We start from the raw sequence: 18502 nt of genomic DNA, 5'->3' as shown, positions 1-18502 counted from the left end.
CCTCGCTCAAGAGGATGGGCTGCTTTTTTGACGCTGACGCCCCTGCTCGCGTTCGGGTCCACGGGCCAGCAAACCCGGGCGGTGGATCCGTATCCCACGGACCGCATCATCGTCCGCTACCGCGACCATGCCGCGGCCCGGAAGAGCGCCAACGGCGCGCGGTTGGCAAGCCGCCAGGTCATGGACGTGGCCCTACAGCGCGGACTCGGCGCCCGGCAACTGCGCACCGACGGGAGGGGAGCGCAGGTGTGGGCCATGGACCGGAAGATGGCGTATGAGGAAGCCCTGGCATTGGCCCGGCGGATATCCGGCGCCAACCCGGAGGTGGAGTACGCCGAGCCAGACCTCATCATGCGGCCCACGCTGGTGCCGAATGATCCGCTCTACGCCTTCCAGCCCAATCTCTCCCCTTCCCTTCCGGGCATCAACGCCCCCGCCGCGTGGGACCGAACCCGGGGCGCCGGCGTGGTCGTCGCAGTGGTGGACACCGGGTATCGCCCGCATGTCGACCTGGCCGCCAACCTCCTGGGGGGATACGACTTCGTCACGCTTCCCTTCTGGGGTGGTGCCGTCAATCCCAATGACGGCGATGGACGCGACGGCGACGCGCGGGATCCGGGCGACTGGTGCGTCAGCGATCCCAATCGGCAGACCAGCTCATGGCACGGCACCCACGTGGCCGGCACCGTCGGCGCTCTGACGAACAATGGACTGGGCGTCGCGGGCGTGGCCCATGGCGCCAGAATCCTGCCGGTGCGCGTGCTTGGCATGTGCGGCGGTTACACGTCGGACATCGCGGACGGCATCCAGTGGGCCGCGGGCGCTCCGGTCGCCGGAGTGCCCGACAACACGACTCCCGCGCGCGTGATCAATCTGTCGCTGGGGGGCCCCGGCGCCTGCAACTACACCTACGCCAATGCCATCGACAGCGCTCGGCTCCGGGGGGCGGTCGTGGTCGTCGCCGCGGGCAACAGCGGCACTGACGCCGCCAATTCCGCGCCGGCCAATTGCCCGGGGGTGGTCGCCGTGGCCTCGCTGGATGCATCAGGCGCCCGGTCGTGGTTCTCGAATCACGGTCCGACGGTGGCGCTCGCGGCGCCCGGGGAGAATGTCCTCTCGACGTACAACTCAGGCACCACCGTCCCGGGGAGCGACACGTATGACTACAGCTCCGGCACCTCCATGGCCGCGCCGCACGTGGCGGGCGTGGCGGCGCTGATGTTGTCGGCCAACCCATCCTTGCGAGTCGACGCGGTGACCTCGTTGTTGCGCTCCACGTCCAGGCCCTTCCCGGCGAACTGTATGGGCTGCGGCATTGGAATCGTCGACGCGACCGCCGCCGTGAATGCCGCGGTCAGCTACGGAGCGGCCAACCCCATCGCCCAGTCGAGCTTCTTCGTGCAGCAGCTCTACTACGACGTGCTCAAGCGCAAGCCAGACACCTCCGGGTGGAACTACCACCTGGGTCTGCTGAACGCGTGCAATGGCGACCCGACGTGCGTGGCCTCCACCCGGGCCACCATCGCGCTCGACATGCTCCGGTCGCCGGAGAGCCAGTCGATGTACCCCGAGCTCAACCCGTCATCGCCCAACTACGACGACGCCTTCCTCAACCACGTCTATTGGAAGTTCCTCCAACGCACCCGCGACCCCGACGGCGTCCTCTTCTGGTACCGGTACCTGCTCGATACGGGGGATTACAGGGGCGTCGTCAACGGACTCATCACGTCCCCTGAGTACCGGCAGCGCTTCGGCCCGTAGGGAGGAACCCGGCACGCGCCGGGTGGCAACAGGGAGAGGCAGGCGGTCCGCGTCGGGAGGTGCACGCGGACCGCCGCTTCCTTCACCGCGCGCTCGGCGGATTGCTGGCCACGTTCACCGTGGCCGTGGCGCTGGCCGCGATGCCGAACTCATCTTGATTGATGATCAGGTCCACGGTGTGCGTGCCGCGCGCGCCTGGAGGCACGGTCTTGGTCATCGTGAAGGTGTAGTCGCCGCCCGGAGGCAGGTTGACGCCCCAGTCGGACCAGGACGTGTCCCAGCCATCCGGCAGGGTGCTCCAGAAGTCGTACCAGACCCAATTGCACGAGGCGGAGTCGTTGTTGGTGACGCTCACCGTCCACGTGACGTCCGAGCCCGGGGCCGCCGTCACGGTCGCGGGCGAGAGCGACAGCGTGGGCGGCGTCGCGATGCAACGCTCGACGACCTCCACCGTGGCCGTGCCCTGCACGCTCTGACTGCCCCTCGTGACGGTGACGCCCGCCGTGTAGAGCCCGGGCGGCATGCTGTAGGGCACATATGTCTGGAGACCCAGGGTGTCGGTGCTTGAGGCTGCGACCGTGCGCTGCGCGGGCAGCGGGTCAAAGCCCCAGCCCGGCGGGACGATGGCGGAGAGCTGGAAGGTGCTCGGACCGCAGCCGGCCGAGTCCCGGTTGATCAACTCCAGCGCGAACTCCGGCCGCGCTCCGGGCCAGAAGGTCGGCTCCAGGGGCGTCACCCGCACTTCGGGCACGGCCTGCACACAGCTCGTCGTGCGGTACTGGATGCTCACCGTCAGCCCCGCGGCCGTCGCCGCATCCACCGTGAGGGAGAGGTCGCTGTACGGGTCATTCCACGTCGTGCCCGGCAACAGGGCCGGGTCGCCCCAGGAGGACGTCCCCGGCGTGAAGTCGAGCAGGTGGGTGCCGTCCCGCGTGTCCGCGTCCTCCAGGTGGATGAGCGCGCCGCCGAACACCTGGGACGCCAACGTCGACTCGAAGAGCCCCACGGGCCGGCGGTACTCCACCCAAAGCCAGTCGTTGGCACCAGCGCGCCGGCGCACCTTGAGCGCCTTGAGTCCACCGGACGCCACCACCGGCGCGAGCGTGAAGGTGCCGCCGGTGCCCTCCACCTGGGCCACCGCGGATGAATCCAACCAGCCGATGCGTGCCTTGTGCGGCGCCGCGTAGTGGCCCAGGTTCCAATCGCCCATCGACGAGAAGAGGTCCCCGTACTCGTCGATGGTCCCCAGGGTGCCCGGCATGCCCAGCGGCTGCGCGCCGAAGTCGCGCGAACTCGCGTGGTTCAGCGAGAGGTTGTGACCTGCCTCATGTGTCACCAGCTTCACGGCGGTGTCGTGGCTCGTCATCCAGTCCGCGACGAGCCAGGCCATGGAGGCCGTCACGGTGCCATCCGCCGTCGCGACCTGTCCGCAAGACAAGGTGGCCTGCCCCGCGTAGGCGCAACCCTGCGTGGGATTGGGGTGGACGATGAAGATGCGGTCGTACTGCCGGAAGTCCACGTCCGCGTCCGCCGCCCGCACGGCCGCGTCACGCATGGCGTCCGTCTCCGAGCAGGAATAGGCGCGGTCCAGCGTGTACCAGCCCCGCACGTTGCCCGTGGTCGTGGTGCGGCCCTCGGACACCTCGCTCCAGTAGGTCGCCAGTGAGCGCTGCGTGGTGGAGAAGAACGCATCATGGATTCCTTGCGGGGTGGCTGCCGGCTGGGGCATGCCCGGGAAGGCCGCGAGGATGACGAGGCTGCGCTGCACCCCGGTGCCGCCACACGCGCCCGAAGTGGACTGCACGGCCGAGGCGTGGCGGTCCACCTCCACGCTCCGGGCCATGAAGCGGTGCTCCCCCTGGGTCCCGCGCAGCGTCACCCGCTGACCGCTGCGCAACCCCTCCGGTGTTCCACCGGTGAAGACCAGCGGCAGATGCTTGTCTCCGACGACGAGGAAGAACTCCTCACGTGACGCCTTGAACGACGGCGCATCCACGACCCGGACTTCGAGCTCGCCCTGAACCACCTGTTCATGGGCCGCGTGCTCCTCAGGGTTGGAAACCTGCGTGTTACAGGCCGCGAGCCATACGAGCGCGGCGATGAGGCACATGCGGGACATTTCCCCTCCAGCGAACGGTGGCCCGGCGCGGGAGTGCGACGGGCGACCGCCGCGCGCCTTGTGCCCCCGGCCGCGCGCGTGCGCAATGCATCATCCGGAGATGTCACGCGGATTTTAGAGAGGCTCCGTCCTAGACGGCGCGCATCGCGCGGTGCGCGAGGTGGATGTCCCGGAAGGACGGGATGCGCGCGGGGTCGAGGACGTGCATCAACGCCATCCGCATCTGCACGGCGCAGCGCCGGACATCCATCCCGCCAATGCCGGTGCCGAGCCCCGGGCAGACCAGGGTGCGAATGGCCTGAGCGCCCGCGGCCTGGTTGTGTCGCTTCACGGCGAGCAGGACGGCACGGAACGCGAGATAGGCGTGGACCGTCTGCGCGATGCTCTCCGGGATGCGCATGGTCGGCGCTGCCACGAGAAATGGCCAGCGCGTGTCGCCGGAGGGGACGAGCACCGCGGCGCCGACGGGAAGCTCGCCGTGGTGCTCCGCCAGGATGGCGCGCTGCACGGCCTCCTGGACCTGGAGGCCCAGGGTGTCGCGGATCGCCAGGTCCAGTCCTCCGTCCATGATGCCGAAGCTGTTGGCTGGACTGACCATGGCGTCCGTCGGAATGGCGAAGAAGTCCTCCTCCCGCACGGCGACGAAGTCGAACGGATCAAAAGCTTCCGTCCAGGCCCGCACCAACTGCGGTGAGCGGTCGATGAGGTAGATCTTCTCGGGGAGCATATCCTGGGGTCTAGCACTTCGCGGCAAGTGCCCTCGCCACAAAGGAGTCTGCCCATGAGTCTCCACACGTCGCGCTTCATCCTCGCCCGGGCCCCCGTGCTGGGCATCCATCAGGGGTCGAGGCAGGAAGCGCTCCGCCGGGGCGTGGTCCTCTTCTTCCACGGACTGGGCGGGGGCAAGGAGGTCCACGAGCGCGAGCTGCGACTCTTCGCGGACCAGGGGCTCTTCGCGGTGGGGGTGGACGCCGTGGGACATGGCGAGCGCCGCTTCCCGGACTTCGACGCGCGCTTCGCCGAGGGGAATCCCCGCGGGCTGGAGGAGTTCCTCGACGTGGTCGAGTCCACCGCGAACGAGGTGCCCGCCCTGCTCGATGCGCTGGTGGAGGAGCACGGCGCCGACCCGGCTCGCCTGGGAATCGGCGGTGTCTCCCTGGGCGGTTACATCACCTACGCGGCGCTCGTGCGGGAGCAGCGGCTGCGCGCCGCCGTGCCCTTCCTCGGCTCACCGGAGTGGGGCCTGCCCAGACCGGCCAGCCCGCACCACCACCCGCAGCGCTTCTTCCCCACGGCCCTCTTCAGCCAGACCGCAGGGAAGGACGACGTGGTGCCTCCTGGTCCCGCGAAGGCGCTCCACGTGCAACTGAAGCCCCTCTACGCCGAGGCCCCGGAACGGCTGCGCCACCGCGAGTTCCCGGAGTCCGGCCACATGATGCGAGAAGCGGACTGGCAGGAGGCGACCCGCGATGCGGCGGACTGGCTGTCACGCTTCATCTTGCGCTGACGGCCGGGACCGCACCGCACGTGGCTTCGTACTCCTGGAGCCTGTGCTTGAAGCGCTCACGTTCAGGGGTGGGCCACTCGATGGGCAGTTCGTCCACGGCCTGCCGTTGCGCGGCCAGTGCCTCCGCACACCGATGAAGCCCGAAGTGCGCGGCGGCGGCGGTTTCCAGCACGTAGGGATTGGGGTGTTCCCGCTGCTCGGAGTCATGCAGCGCGGGGCGGAGGGCCGAAAGGGCAGCGGCGAACTGCCCCGCCTGGACCTGCCGCCATGAATGTTCCGTGGCGACCCACCGGGCCCGGGGCGCCAGCGCGTACGCCCGTTCGATGACCGCTGGATACTCCGGAGCCTGGGGTTCGTGCAGGGCGAGTTGCATGGCCAGGTTGATCCAGGCCGCCGAGCTCTCCGGGAAGCGGGACACCCTCAGCCGGGCCCATCCCAGCTTCTGCTCCAGGGGCAGCTTGTATTTGTAATTCCCTCCCCTGCTGCACGTGACGGCGAACAGGTACTCCGAGGCGAACCGGTGGCCGGCGAGCGTCGCGGGCCGGAAGGGATGCGCGCCCAGTTGCTCGATGAAGCTCCGTGAAAACTCCCCCGCCCCGTCCTCGATGACATCGCAGCCCCGCATCCGCCCGTCCGCGGAGATATGGCATTGGACGATGACCACCGCGAACTCGACGCCCCCCGGGAGCTTCTTGACATCCGGGTACCTCAACGGGTGCTCGCCGCGCTTGGGCTCCTGGAACTCCTTCTCCAGGTACGTGCATGCCGGCTCATGGCCCGCGTCACACGCGGCCCGCAGGTCCCCCAGGGCCCGGAGGACCTCGCCCTCCGTGGGCTTGCCCTTCAAGGTCCGGACGACCTCTTCGTGAACGAGGGCCGCCTGTGCGGCATCCAGCTCCAGGGCGGGAGCATCGGTCTGCGCCATGCGGAGGACGGGCACCCCGAAGTTCTCCGCATCCAGGAGATACGGATAGGAGGCCTTGTGCCTCAGGTAGGCGTCCATCGCCATGGTCAGGTGACCATGGTTCGCGTTGGGAGGAGGAAGGCCGTAGTGGCTGCATCCGGACAACAGCCCCAGCACTGAAAGAATGAGCAAGCACCCGCGCATGGGCGCGCACTCTAGGCGTGCCTTCATCCTGACGGGAATCGCCGCCCGGTGTGGGGACTCGCACCGGGAGAATAAGCCCAAGAGCAATGCCCTGCACGAATGCATGGCGGTCATCCGCTGAGGGCAGCCCGAGCGCGCTCAACCGGCCTGATGGATGGACATCAATGCCTTTGATGTCTCCTGATGTTGCACATATCGGTTCCCAATGTGCATGCATTGGATGAAACCGGAAGGGATATGCCATGGTCATCTGCTTCGAATGCTCGCATGAAACACGGCGAGCGCTCGACGCTCTGTTGGGACAGGGTGTCTACGCCAGCTATCAAGACGCGATCCAGTCGGCCATCCAGAACCTCTTCGTCCTCATCACGGAGGTCCGGACCCGGGGCGTCGCCATTCTCCACCCTCCCGGCATGCCGGTCCCCGAAGGCCCGACACCGGAACAGGAAGGCGTCCGGCGGGCACCTCCCAGCAAGTCCCCATCTCGCCGCGAAGAGCCCGCGCTTGCGAGTGCTCCGCCGTCCAAGGGACTGGTGGAGCCCTGGGGGCGCATTCCCTCTCTCTTTTCACACGAAGGCCTGTCCACTCCTCCCGCGACCTTCGCACAGGTGGGCCAGACAGCCCCTGGGATGAGCGAGTGCCCGGATCTGGAGGGGTGGCTCTGGGGCCAACTCAACAGGCTTCTTCCGGGCAAGGCGAGCTGCCGTGCGCTCGCCCATCTGCATCAGACACATCCCGACGGCATCCGGCTCGATGAGGCCGCGGACCACATCGCCCGAAGCGCTATGTCACTCGGTGGGCAATTGGCGGAATGGGACAGGCGTGCACAACGCGCACGCGATGACTGGCTCGCCACGGCCTTCCCCGTTCTGACTGGCGATCAGTGGAAGGGCCTGCGGCGGTACGCCAACCAGTTCGTTGGAGCGCTGTCCCAGGCCGGTGAGATGACGGGATTGCTCGCGGGGCTCAAGCTGGCCGGTCCTGTCGGGGCGGACCGGATCTCACTGACGGAACCGGGTTGGCGTTTCGCGCTCCTCTCCAGTCCGGTCCTGGATGGAGGAGAACCGGGCTCGAGCGTGCGATTGGGCCCTGAAGAAAAAGCCTTGCTCCTGAAACACATCGTCCGCTGGGTGCCCATTGAAGCGTGGGCCTATCGGGCTGTGCTGCGGGCAATCCGGGACGGAGCCACCACGCCGGAGGCCCTGGACAGGGAACTGGCGCAACGACACTCGCGGCGCGCACTGAAGTCGACCTTCATCGCCACCCAGCGCTCCGGGGTGATCTCCAGGATGGCGGACCTGGGCCTCGCGAACCGGGTCCGTGAGGGGACCCATGTCTCCTATGAGGCCACCCCACAAGGATGGAACTTCCTGCACGAAAGGGAGGGATGAGCCATGGCGAGCGAGAAGGGCAAACGGGAGCTGACGAATGTCGAACTGGTCGTCTACGCGCTCGGCCTGCTCAACGGGGCCAGGCACCCCATCCACAGTGAGGAGATCGCCGCGAAGGCCTTCGACCTGGCCCCGGACCGATTCTGCTGGAGGCTGCCGAAGTACCAACACTTCCCGGACAAATACATCGCGAAGACCGCCTTGGAGGACGCGAAGAAGCGCGCACTGGGACACCTCGTGGCTGGCAGATATGCCGTGGACCCCAGGAAGGATGGCTGGCGGCTCACCACCGAGGGGGTCCGTTGGCTGCAAGCCAACGCGGAGTGGCTACAGGACGAGCTGCGAGAGCATGAGAGCGCGGAGCAAGCGCCTCGGCACATCCTCCCCAAGCAGGATCTGGAGCGCTTCCGGCGGCAGATCTACCCGCACCCGCTCTTCGGCTCCTTCCGCGGAACCGCCCACGTGTCGGTGGAGGATTGGTACCAACTCGCCGATCTCCTACACATCCGGCCGGATGCCTCACAGGAAGTGGTCAGGACCCGCTTCGACAAGCTCCGGTCCCTCGCGGAGCTCACGAACGACGCGGACATCATCCAATTCCTGGATGCCTGCGCCCGGACCTTCCCCCAGCTCACCGAGGTGAGCCCCCATCTGTCTCCCGCCTGGGAGGAAACGTCATGACCCTCGCCATCGGAAAAGCCGTCGATATCCAGGTTGACCGCCGATACCTCCTCTTCAACCGTGGCTACGCGATAGGCGATGTCTACGACGCACTGGCCGAACTCCTGACCAACGCCGACGACTCATACGACCGCCTCTTCCAGACCCACCACCTGGAACGGGATGGCGGCCCCATCCTCATCGAACATCACGAGAGGCGCGGCGGCCTGCCCTCCTCGCTGATCATCCGAGATCATGCCGAGGGCATGGACGCCAGAGACATGGAGCAGAAGCTTGGCCACCTTGGAGGACGCCAGAGCGCGGAGGGCAATCGCGGCGTCATGGGGCGTGGCGCCAAGGACTGCACGGCGCTCGGAGATCTCACCTACGAGTCCATCAAGAACGGCCACCACTACAAGTGCAAGCTCGGCAGGGACCTCAAGCTAACGCTCCTGGTGGATAGGGCCAGGGCCACGCAGAGATTGCGCGAAAGCATGGGGGGAATCAGGAGGAATGGAACCTCGGTCACCCTGGTGCTGGACGAGAACGTGACGTTGCCGAGGCTCGACAGCCTTTTCGAGAACCTTCCCCTGCACTTCGCATTGCGTGACCTGTTGGCCGAAGGCTCGCCCACGGTCGTCACCCTCCGGGAGCGAGGCAAGCCCAGCACCGGGCGGCGGCTCATCTCCAGGCCGCCAGAGGGACGGCGCGTATACCAGGAGACGTACGCGGTCGAAGGCTACGCCGGGGTGAAGGCCAGCGTGTCCATCTTCAGGGCGCCCGCGCCATTGACTGACGAACGGCCCCGGTTCCATCAGATGGGGCTCCTGGTGAAGAGCACCCGCGCCATCCATCAGAACATCATCTTCGAGGAGCTGAAGAAGGAGCCACGGGTTGCGTACTTCTTCGGCCGCATCGAGTGCCCCGACATCGACCGGATGCTCCGCGAATACGACGAGCGACTCCGTAAGCGAACAGTTCACCCGCTGAACAATCCGACCACCATCATCGATCCGAGCCGGCGCTACGGGCTCCAGCTCAGCCACCCCTTCGTTGAAGCCCTCTTCCGCAAGCCGCGCGAGGTGCTGCGGGAACTGCTGGCCAAGGAGCTCGAGTCCGAGCGTGCCCGAAGCGAGGACATCAGCAGCGAGGACACCCGGAGGAGACTCGACAAGTTGGGGGAGATGGCCAGCCGCTTCCTGTTCTCTCGGACGGAGGAGCGCACCGGGCCCCTCACTGGTGAAAAGGGGCCGGCTCCAGGCCCCACCAGTGAGTTGACCATCTCGCCGCTCGTCTCGGCGCTACGGGTAGGCGATGAGCGGGAGTTCCTGCTCTTCGCCCGGACGTCGCGTTTCAAGCCGGGCGAGGTGGTGACGGTCAGCTGTAGCGCCCCTGAAGCGCTCCAGCTCGACACGGAGCTGATTCATCTGGTCGCGGATCAAAGGGATGGGGCGCGGCTCGTGGGTGTCTTCCACGCTCGGGGGATTCGGCCCGCGGTGGGAATCGTTCTCACCGCGATGGCTGGCGGGCTGACGGCCCGGGCTTCCGTCAAGGTGATTGGGGCCACGTCGCTTGACCATCTCTTCGGGATGCCGCTGGAGTTTGAACGCAAGACGTACTCAGTCCGAGTGGGCCAACAGCGACGCTTGAAGCTCCTTGCCCGCTGCCCCCAACTCGTCCCCACGGACACCCAGGCCGTCATCCGTTCCCATGATGAAGACGGGGTGGTGGTGCTGGGGGACTGCTGGCTGCGCCCCGTCACGGGGACCAACTACGCGGAAGGGCGCGTGGTCGTCGAAGGAAGAAGGCCCGGTTCGACGGTCGAGCTCGAAGCGAAGGTGAATGGGCAACGGGCCACCACCCAGGTCCACGTCTCCAAGGACGGCATGCCGCGCATCGAAATCAAGATCGTCCCCGAGGACTACGTGCACTACCGCGCCAGGTGGGCCAGCAACGAGAACAAGCCCTGGCTGCTGAAGATCGCCGGACGGCACCCCTCCATCGCGCGCTACCTGGGCTCGGAGGAGGACGGCTACCCGGGCCAGGGTTCACTCCACTTCCGTGCGCTCCTGGCGGAGATTGTGGCCTACAGCGTCTGCCACCGCTCGCTCACGGAAGATGCGCAGGCGCAACCGGCTGACTTCGAATGGGAGGGAACCGCGGCCGCCATCGCGGAAGGCGTGCTCTACGAACTCAATAAACGATTGAGCAGCTTCCTGGAACCCGCCCACTCCATCATGCTGAGCGAGGCGGACCTCCGGAAGGACGACCCGCGGATTGCTTCACCTTCGGGGACACGGGGACAGGCTTCTGGAGTACCGCACTGACAGGCGGGCGGCGGCGCGAACGGACGAGATGCACCAGACGGGTAGACACTCATGCGGAACCACCTGCGCGACATCCTCAAGCACATGGAAGTCCCCACGCTGAGAGGCGTCTTCCTGCTGGGGTGCTTCGAGCGACGCGTCACCCTGTACTCCCAGCAGGTCCGGGCGCTGAACCTCGTCCACGCCCTGTTCGAGCGCAAACGGCTCAAGCCGGGCTCCCGGGTGGTGGTGGTCGGCGCGGGCGCGGGTGGAATGACCTTCGCCGCTGGAGCGGCGCTGCGCGGGTGCAGGGTGGACGTGCTGGAGCAACAGAACGTGCTCCTGCCCCTTCTCGCGGAGAATCGCACCCGCTGGATTCACCCCCATCTCTATGACTGGCCCGCGCCGGGGTCCGAGGAACCTTCCGCTCAGCTTCCCGTGCTCAACTGGACGGCGGGAAGGGTTCATGAGGTCGTGGAGCAACTCCGGAGCGCATGGGACGCAGTGCGGACCACGAAGGGTGTGGAGCTTGCGGTTCACCTGGGCGCTGGAGACATCCATCCCACGCTTCTTCCAGAGGGAGGCCTGAAGAGCGTCGGATGGAATGATTCGACAGGCTACACCCCTCCCACGCCAGTGGACGCGCTGGTCCTCGCGGTGGGTTTCGGTGTCGAGCGGCGTGAGCCGGCGATAGGGCGTCGCTCCTATTGGGAAAACGACGAGCTCGATCAGGAGATAGGATTCGGCCGCCAGCGGAAGACCCGCATCCTCATCTCAGGCACAGGTGATGGCGGCCTGATGGATCTCTGCCGGGCCACGCTCCGCGAGTTCAGCCAGGAGAAGGTGCTCCGGGAGCTCCTGACCCCATCCTGTCCCCAGTCCCTGAAGGATGAGTTGCTCGAGATCGAGGACGAGCTCCAGGACGGCCATGTCCGCGCCGACGCGCTCTCCGAGCGCTATCACGCGCTGCGGGTCCCGAAGGCGCTCGACGACTGGCTTCGGGAGCGGTTGCGGCCCGGCATCGAGGCCGTGCTCAATGGACAGACAGAAGACCCGCTGAGCGGCAATGCCAGCACCTTGAACCGCTTCCTGGTTTCGCGACTGTTCACGCTCGGAGTCCGCTATCGACCCGGAGCCATGAGCGATCCCATTCGGATGGGCGGTGAATACGAAGTGGGATTCGCCTCCGCGTCGCCCAGGCGGTTTGACCACGTCATCCTCCGCCATGGGCCCAAGCCCTCCCTGGAGCAGGACTTCCCGTGGCTTCCCAAGGAAGCCCTCGCGAAGATGCAGGCCCGAAGCGATCTTGATCAAACACGAGACCAACGCTGGCCAGACTCCGCGTTCAGGCTCAAGGGAGCGGAGAGCACTCCGGTCGGAACGCGTCGCCGTGCGATTCCTCCTCCGCGGCTTCCGGCGCGTGAGGGGTCGCCCTTCATCGGGCGCGCGGACGAAATGGAACACGTGGTGGGGGCATTGCTCGCGGCCGACCCGCCAATCCTGTGTGTGTCGGGCAGCGGAGGCATTGGCAAGACCCGGCTCCTCATCGAGGCACTGCATGACCCGCGCGTGGCCGACCGCTATGGCAGCGCCAGGTACTTCGTCCGCGTCAGAGACGGGACCCGAGGGGACTCCCTCTTCGGGGCCATGGCGGAAGTCATGGAAGTTGCGCCGGGTTCCGACTTGCGAGCCCGCATCCTTGCCGCCCTTTCAGAAGGCTCCGCCGTGCTGGTCCTCGATGGCGTCGACGAGGCTTCTGAGGGGTTGCTCCCCCAGGACTTGTTGGAGCTCGCCCAGATGGAGGACTTGACCCTCGTGCTCGTGGGCAGGCACCCGCCCTGTCCGCGCACGGGAAGGCCCCAGCGAGCGATTGAGGTCCTGCCCCTGACTGGGCCCGCGTCGGAGAGCCTGCTCCAACAAATGGTCCCCCAGGTCGACGTCACCGACCCGGCGCTCCTGGCGCTGATTGGCGAGGGTGTCGCGCCGCTCGATATCCAGCTGCTCGCGGGCCTCGCGAGGAGCCAGCTGGCCCTTCATCCCGACGCCAACCTCCTCGGGGAACTCTGGCAAGGGGTCATGCGCAAGACCCAGCCGCCATCAGGTTCCCCCAGGAGGCTGGAGAGCCTCATCGAGCCCGAGAGGATCAGGTCGAGGTTGACGGTGGAGGCCTTCCGGTTGCTGTCGCTCCTCGCCCACCTACCGGAGGGTGCCTCACGGGAAGATCTCTCCCTGTTGTTTCCTGCCATGGAAGAGGCCGCCCTCTCGGAGTTGACGAAGCTTGGGTTTGTCCACGTTGACGCGTCCGGCCGGAGGCGTGTTCAGGCCCTGGTACGCGAAGCCCTTCGGGGAGCCGTTCCCCCAGAGCCCACGGACCTTGAACGAACCCTTCTGCATTACAGCGGGCTTGCCAGTCACTTCGGTCCCCAGGTCGGCGGCTCCCTCGGGGCCCTTGCTATCGAACGACTCCGGCCCGAAGTGGAGAATATCGAAGCCATGTTCCTGGAAGGGATTCAGGGACGCGAGGGGCACCGGTTCATCGACCCGTTGCTGGCACTCAACAACTTCTGGCGGTTCTCGGGGTATGGCTCTCCGGCGATTCTCGGGCGGGCCCGGGAGGTCGCGCGCAAGGAGGGAGATCTCCTTCGCGAGGCGCTCTGCCTCCAAGTGGAAGCCCAGGTCGCACAAGAGCGCTCACGGCACCAGGATGCGGAGCGCCTCTTCACACAGGCATTGCCTCTCTTCGAGCGATTCGATCCCGAGCACATGCACCTGAGAGCGACCCTCGGCTATGCGCGAAGCATCCGAGGACTGGGAGCCCTCGCGTTGGATGGGGGGCGGCTCGATGAGGCGGAGTCCTGCTTCAGCAAAGCGCTTCAATACTTCAACGCGGCGAACTCACCTCTGAGTGCGGCCAACTGCATCCATGGCCTCGGAAAGGTCGCACTGGACCGGGGACAGGTCAGCGAGGCGCGCCTCCAGTTCGAAGAGGCGCAGCGCCTCTTCGGGCACTCCGGAAACCGCCTCGGCAAGGCACACTGCCTGCGCAGCCTGGGTGAGCTCGAGTCCTCGGCCAAACTTCTGGAAGAAGCACGGATGCTCTTTTCCGAAGTGGGGAACCTGCGCGGCAAGGCGCACTGCCTTCGCAGCCTGGGAGACCTCGCGCTCAAACACGCGAACCTGAACGATGCGCAGGCCCTCTATGAACAGGCCCGTCCCCTGCTGAAGCAGGTGGGGTCCCTCCGAGGTGAGGCCAACTGCCTCCTGGGGCTGGGCAGGCTGTCCGTCCAACGTGCACTGCCGGAAATGGCCCGCATCCATTTCGAGGAAGCGGCGCGCCTCTTCGAGCGCGTGCAAGACAAGCAGAGCATCCAACGGTGTCACACCCAGCTCGAAGGACTGGGGCGGCTCTCAGCGCCCACTCCGACCAACACGACACCTCGACGCTGATTGAACGGCCATTCTGAAGCGGAGGGGCCGGGAAGGCCCTCTGCCCGCGTCAGCACGGCCACGTGCTGGGAATCCGTGGCGGCATGACTCGCATGTCAGCACTCCGCTGACCGCGGTGGAGCACCGGCTCCCCGATTCCTGAGCAGGGCCTCCCTGGCATGGTGGTTGCGTATGGGGCCGCCACCACGACGGGGGACCCATGACGCCACATCGCATCTGCCTGCTCATGTTGACGTTGGCCCTCCCTGGCGCCTCCGTCAGCGCCGAGGAGCTGGCTCCGGCAGCGGCCCGGGGTTGGTTCGAGAACCCCACCCGCACGCGCGGACTGCTCGGTTCAACGGCGCTGCCGCTGCATGCGGGAGAGGGCTTCGTCGGACAACAGGCGCTCCTCTTCACCGTCGCGGAGGTGGGCTTGAGCGAACGCGTGTCGGTGAGCGTGGCATCGGCCGGCTTCGTCTATTCGATGGGCCGTGCCTTCGACGACGTCCCCTTCAGCCTCCTGGGAGGCATCAAGGTATCGAGCCCGCTGACAGAGCGGCTGCATCTGGCGTTCGGCGTCCAGGGCGGCAGCTTCGACACCGGCCTCTATCTGTTGGACACGCTCAACGCTGTCTCGGTCTACGGCATCCTCACCTATGGGACCGCGGACGCACACGTGTCGCTCACGGTCCGGCCCTTCTTCGCCTGGGGGACCTACCACTCCGGAAGCCTGATGGTCCTGCCCATGCTGGGCGGCTTCGTCCGGCTGGGAGAGCGATGGGGCCTCGCGGGGGAGGTCGCGCTCTCACCGGTCGCTGGCATCAGCGGCACGTTCGGCTTCGCGACGGCGGGCGCGCGGTACATGGGGCGCCAGTGGTCCCTGGACCTGGGGCTCCTCGCCGAGCAGCAATGGAAGGACACGGACAAACCCTCCGTGCTCCCCGGGGCTTCGTTCCTGTTTCACTGGCGTTGAGCCAAGGGGGAAATCATGGCACCACGATTCATCTGCTTGCTCCTGTTGTCGTTGGCCGTCCCTGGCGCTGCGTCCGCCGAAGGCTGGTTCGAGAACCCCACCCGCACGCGCGGGCTGCTCGGTTCAACAGCGCTGCCGCTGCATGCGGGAGAGGGCTTCGTCGGACAGCAGGCGTTCTTCGTCACCGTCGCGCAGGTGGGCCTGAGCGAGCGCGTGTCCGTGCACCTGGCCACGGCGACCCCGTTCCAGTTGGTGTACGGCGACACGGCCTTCAGCCTCATGGGGGGCATCAAGGTGTCCACGCCGCTGACCGAGAAGCTGCATCTGGCGTTCGGCATGCAGGGCGGCACCTATGACAGCGACTTCCCTGGCTCGCAGGGGCTCCACAACGCCGCCTCCGCCTACGGCACCCTCACCTACGGGACGGCCGACGCGAACCTCTCCCTCACGGTCCAACCCATCTACGTCTGGGCCCGGGATGACAACGGGGGCTTGATGGTGCTGCCCATGGTGGGAGGCTTCCTGCGAGTCAGCGAGCACTGGGGCTTCGCGGGGGAAGTCGCCATCTCACCGGTGCCCGCCATGTCCGACGCGTTCGCCTTCGCGACGGCGGGCGCGCGGTTCATGGGGCCGCGGTGGTCCGTGGACCTGGGGATCCTCGCCGGAACGCAATTGAAGGGACAGGACACTCCCGCCTTCGTTCCCGGAGCGTCCTTCCTGTATCACTGGCGCTGATAAGTAAAGGCAGACGCGTCACGCCGCAGCCTGGCTACCACGCCGCTCTCTTCCAGGCCATGCACGAGGCGCTCTTGATCGTGCGACCACAGGACGCAACTGCATGGTCCGTCTACTGCGGCTACCCGCCTCAACCGCCGTGGCAGTGACACTCTCGGCCAATTGGACACGTCGCGGAACCCCTTGGGGCTCACGCATGCCCAGGCCTCATCCTCAACTACCACTAGTCAAAGTCTAGCATGCGAAAAACCTCTGCAGGAGAAGACGCCGCACGGCGCACATTAAGAACAAAAATACCCTCAGCGGGATAGGCAACCTCCTCACAGTAAAGCTTATACGCAACACTAAACGACCCAGCAGTCTCCGCGAAAAGAAATGCAATAGTGCGATCTCTAAAAGTCCCCTGCAGGATGCTTCCGAAATGGACACTCAGCAACGTGCGACCCCTGTCACGAGACAGCCTAATTTCGCTCGCATCTGCATCCGCCTCGAGAACCCCATCCAATTGACTGCCAGAAGTGAGCTTCACTTGCCACTGGCGACGGATTTCCGTTTCACTGGAGAATGAAGGGATCTTGAATGTCGCTGGGCTCGTGGGGCGTTCGGGGACACCAGGTGGAATTGGGAATGAAGATCTGTTGGGAGACCACGTCAACCCCTCAGGAAGTTCCAACCGAAGAAAGGTCTTAGTCGCCTTTCTCGTGCCATCATTATAAACTCTCAACGGAACAGAAAAGCTCTTCACCACATAATTAACTGCTTTCGAAATCGCCGGAGCCCACTTATCACCTATGGATTTGGCATACTCATCCACCTTCTGATTGTACTGATCTAGTTGCTCTTGCGTAGGCGCCTGCGCACTCGGCAGCGCGACACCTAGTACGCTCGACAGAGCACTTCCGGCCACCGTTGCTACCGTCTTCATATAATCGAGACCCGAAGCACTCAACGGAAGCGGGGGGAGACATGTAACAAGATGATCAAACGCCCCCTTAACAGAGCTTGAATCAGGAAGACTGACATCAAATTTTGTTACTGGTTCGCCTTCAATCAAAATGAAAGCAGAGTTGGATGGGGCTGTATGACCGAATGCCCCAGTCGCAATCATACGAGCCAACGCGCGTATCGGAGGATCCGCATTCACAATGCGCGCAGAATATTTTTCCCATTCGCCGCGATCGGCAAAGAGCGGAAACCAGTCGTTTCCACCGAACTGTCCAAACTTCCAAAACGGTGGCAAGAGGCTCTTGGGCGTTGAGTGCTGAAGCACAGTCAGCTTTTGGAGATTTCCATACCCCAAAAGCCGAGAATTCAGCGTCTCCTGGCTCCATCCTGTCTTATCGGAAAACAACCCTCTCGATATTTTCGACACAAGACCAACAGCTTCTTGCGCCTTTTCTCTACTCGCCCAAAGAACTCCTCCATACTCAAGCCATTTTACAAAATCTTTTCGACCCGAATAAACAACAACGGAAAGCCCCAAATCCCTTGCAGCAGCCTGGACATCAGTTGCTCCTTCTGACAACTCCACTGCAACAACTATGTAAATCGGAGTAATCTTCAGGCGATCTAACGCCTCTTGCGACCAAGGTCGACTCACATGCTCGCGCTCTCCTTCAAATGAAGGATAAAGCTCTCGAAAAAACCTTCTAAGCTGAATGCCGGATGTCAAATTATCATCGAAAAACACAATGGAAGAAACTGGGGATGATTGTTTGAGAAGTTCCTCAATCTCCGTCAACCCCATGAGGCGCCGACTCAATTCTTTTTCAGGGTAGCCGAGCGCTTTCGAGAGAACGTACCCGACATGCGAGGCACTATCGTGAACCTTGCCTGCCGGCACAAAGATCGCCGACTCTCGGTGCGCAACAGGGATTTTGTTAATAGCCGAAAGCAGGAGATGGCCAAGTCGCGACTCGTCTATAAAGTGTATGTTCTCCAAAAGGCGGAGCGCGATCTGAACGGCTGCTGGTTCCCTGAACTGTAGAAGCCAATGAACAATCCCGTCAGGAGTAACTTGGCCCGCATAGTACGTCTTGCATTCATCGGCAATTCGATGAACAACCATCATGTTGCTGGCGATAACCTGCGCCGAGGCGGCGATTGTGTCGGCTGTTGCTGGCAAGGTGTTCTCCTAGTCTGAAGACTTAGATTTGCGCCATGGTGCCCGAGATATTCGCAGTATGTTCAGGAATGTAGCAAGGCGAAGAAGCCCGAGAGATGGAAGGCGAAGGAACAGGCTCCCGAATCTCCTATCATCCAGGGGACGGAGCCGAAGAAAGCCCCGCCACCCACTCCCGAGCCAATCCAAGCTAAGTGCACCAGGGGACTCGCATCGAGCCGACTTGCCGGGACACTCCACCAGAGCCCCGGTAGCTAGTAGTGCAGCGAGAGCATGACATGTGCCCCTCCAGCGTGGTTCCCGGCGGCACACATAGGAACGGTGTGGAACGGGGCGGGATGACGAACCTGAGCGAAATAAAGGCGATAGAGTGTAGCAGCGCGTCCTGCTTGAG

Annotated in this window: 12 protein-coding genes; 8 read left to right on the top strand and 4 right to left on the bottom strand. The window is 65.0% G+C overall.

Annotation, left to right across the window (positions count from 1 at the left end):
- The first annotated feature begins 27 nt into the window (after window positions 1–27).
- Entirely contained in the window at window positions 28–1761 is a 1734-nt protein-coding gene (locus D7Y04_RS10520) for a S8 family serine peptidase (RefSeq protein WP_199749637.1), read from the top strand.
- Between the two features lie 82 nt (window positions 1762–1843).
- Here D7Y04_RS10520 and D7Y04_RS10515 read toward each other — a convergent pair whose 3' ends face one another.
- Window positions 1844–3880 (bottom strand): zinc-dependent metalloprotease family protein, encoded by a 2037-nt coding sequence (locus D7Y04_RS10515; RefSeq protein ID WP_121759118.1) that lies wholly within the window; start codon window positions 3878–3880, stop codon window positions 1844–1846.
- A gap of 130 nt (window positions 3881–4010) precedes the next feature.
- Window positions 4011–4607 (bottom strand): macro domain-containing protein, encoded by a 597-nt coding sequence (locus D7Y04_RS10510; protein WP_121759117.1) that lies wholly within the window; start codon window positions 4605–4607, stop codon window positions 4011–4013.
- Window positions 4608–4661: 54 nt separating this feature from the next.
- Between D7Y04_RS10510 and D7Y04_RS10505 the strand changes: the two genes are divergently transcribed.
- Window positions 4662–5387, top strand: a complete 726-nt coding sequence (locus tag D7Y04_RS10505; RefSeq protein ID WP_121759116.1) for a S9 family peptidase — start codon at window positions 4662–4664, stop codon at window positions 5385–5387.
- Here D7Y04_RS10505 and D7Y04_RS10500 read toward each other — a convergent pair.
- On the bottom strand, window positions 5374–6495 hold the full coding sequence (locus D7Y04_RS10500; protein WP_121759115.1) for a hypothetical protein: 1122 nt from the start codon (window positions 6493–6495) through the stop codon (window positions 5374–5376). The two genes, D7Y04_RS10505 and D7Y04_RS10500, sit on opposite strands and share 14 nt — an antisense overlap.
- A gap of 242 nt (window positions 6496–6737) precedes the next feature.
- Here D7Y04_RS10500 and D7Y04_RS10495 point away from each other — a divergent pair, with 242 nt between their 5' ends.
- From D7Y04_RS10495 to D7Y04_RS10470, 6 genes are all read left to right on the top strand, one after another.
- Entirely contained in the window at window positions 6738–7886 is a 1149-nt protein-coding gene (locus tag D7Y04_RS10495) for a hypothetical protein (RefSeq protein WP_121759114.1), read from the top strand.
- A gap of 3 nt (window positions 7887–7889) precedes the next feature.
- Window positions 7890–8567 carry a hypothetical protein gene (locus tag D7Y04_RS10490; RefSeq protein WP_121759113.1) on the top strand — a complete coding sequence of 226 codons (678 nt, stop codon included), beginning with the start codon at window positions 7890–7892 and terminating at the stop codon, window positions 8565–8567.
- Window positions 8564–10873: a hypothetical protein gene (locus tag D7Y04_RS10485; protein WP_121759112.1), complete on the top strand. Its 2310-nt coding sequence runs from the start codon at window positions 8564–8566 to the stop codon at window positions 10871–10873. Before D7Y04_RS10490 ends, D7Y04_RS10485 begins: the two co-directional genes overlap by 4 nt.
- 51 nt (window positions 10874–10924) lie before the next feature.
- Window positions 10925–14299 (top strand): tetratricopeptide repeat protein, encoded by a 3375-nt coding sequence (locus D7Y04_RS10480; RefSeq protein WP_121759111.1) that lies wholly within the window; start codon window positions 10925–10927, stop codon window positions 14297–14299.
- 199 nt (window positions 14300–14498) lie between these two features.
- Window positions 14499–15251, top strand: a complete 753-nt coding sequence (locus D7Y04_RS10475; protein ID WP_121759110.1) for a hypothetical protein — start codon at window positions 14499–14501, stop codon at window positions 15249–15251.
- A 15-nt stretch (window positions 15252–15266) separates the two neighbouring features.
- Window positions 15267–15986: a hypothetical protein gene (locus tag D7Y04_RS10470; RefSeq protein WP_121759109.1), complete on the top strand. Its 720-nt coding sequence runs from the start codon at window positions 15267–15269 to the stop codon at window positions 15984–15986.
- A gap of 223 nt (window positions 15987–16209) precedes the next feature.
- Here the strand turns inward: D7Y04_RS10470 and D7Y04_RS44000 are convergent, their stop codons facing one another.
- A complete protein-coding gene (locus D7Y04_RS44000) occupies window positions 16210–18111 on the bottom strand; it encodes a hypothetical protein (RefSeq protein WP_147477075.1) in 1902 nt (633 codons plus the stop codon).
- Window positions 18112–18502 lie beyond the last annotated feature (391 nt).

The sequence above is a fragment of the Corallococcus sp. AB038B genome, from assembly GCF_003668955.1.
Taxonomy (GTDB): Bacteria; Myxococcota; Myxococcia; order Myxococcales; family Myxococcaceae; genus Corallococcus; species Corallococcus exiguus.
Note: the sequence above shows the minus strand (reverse complement) of the source record. Positions and strands in the feature narration are given on the sequence as shown.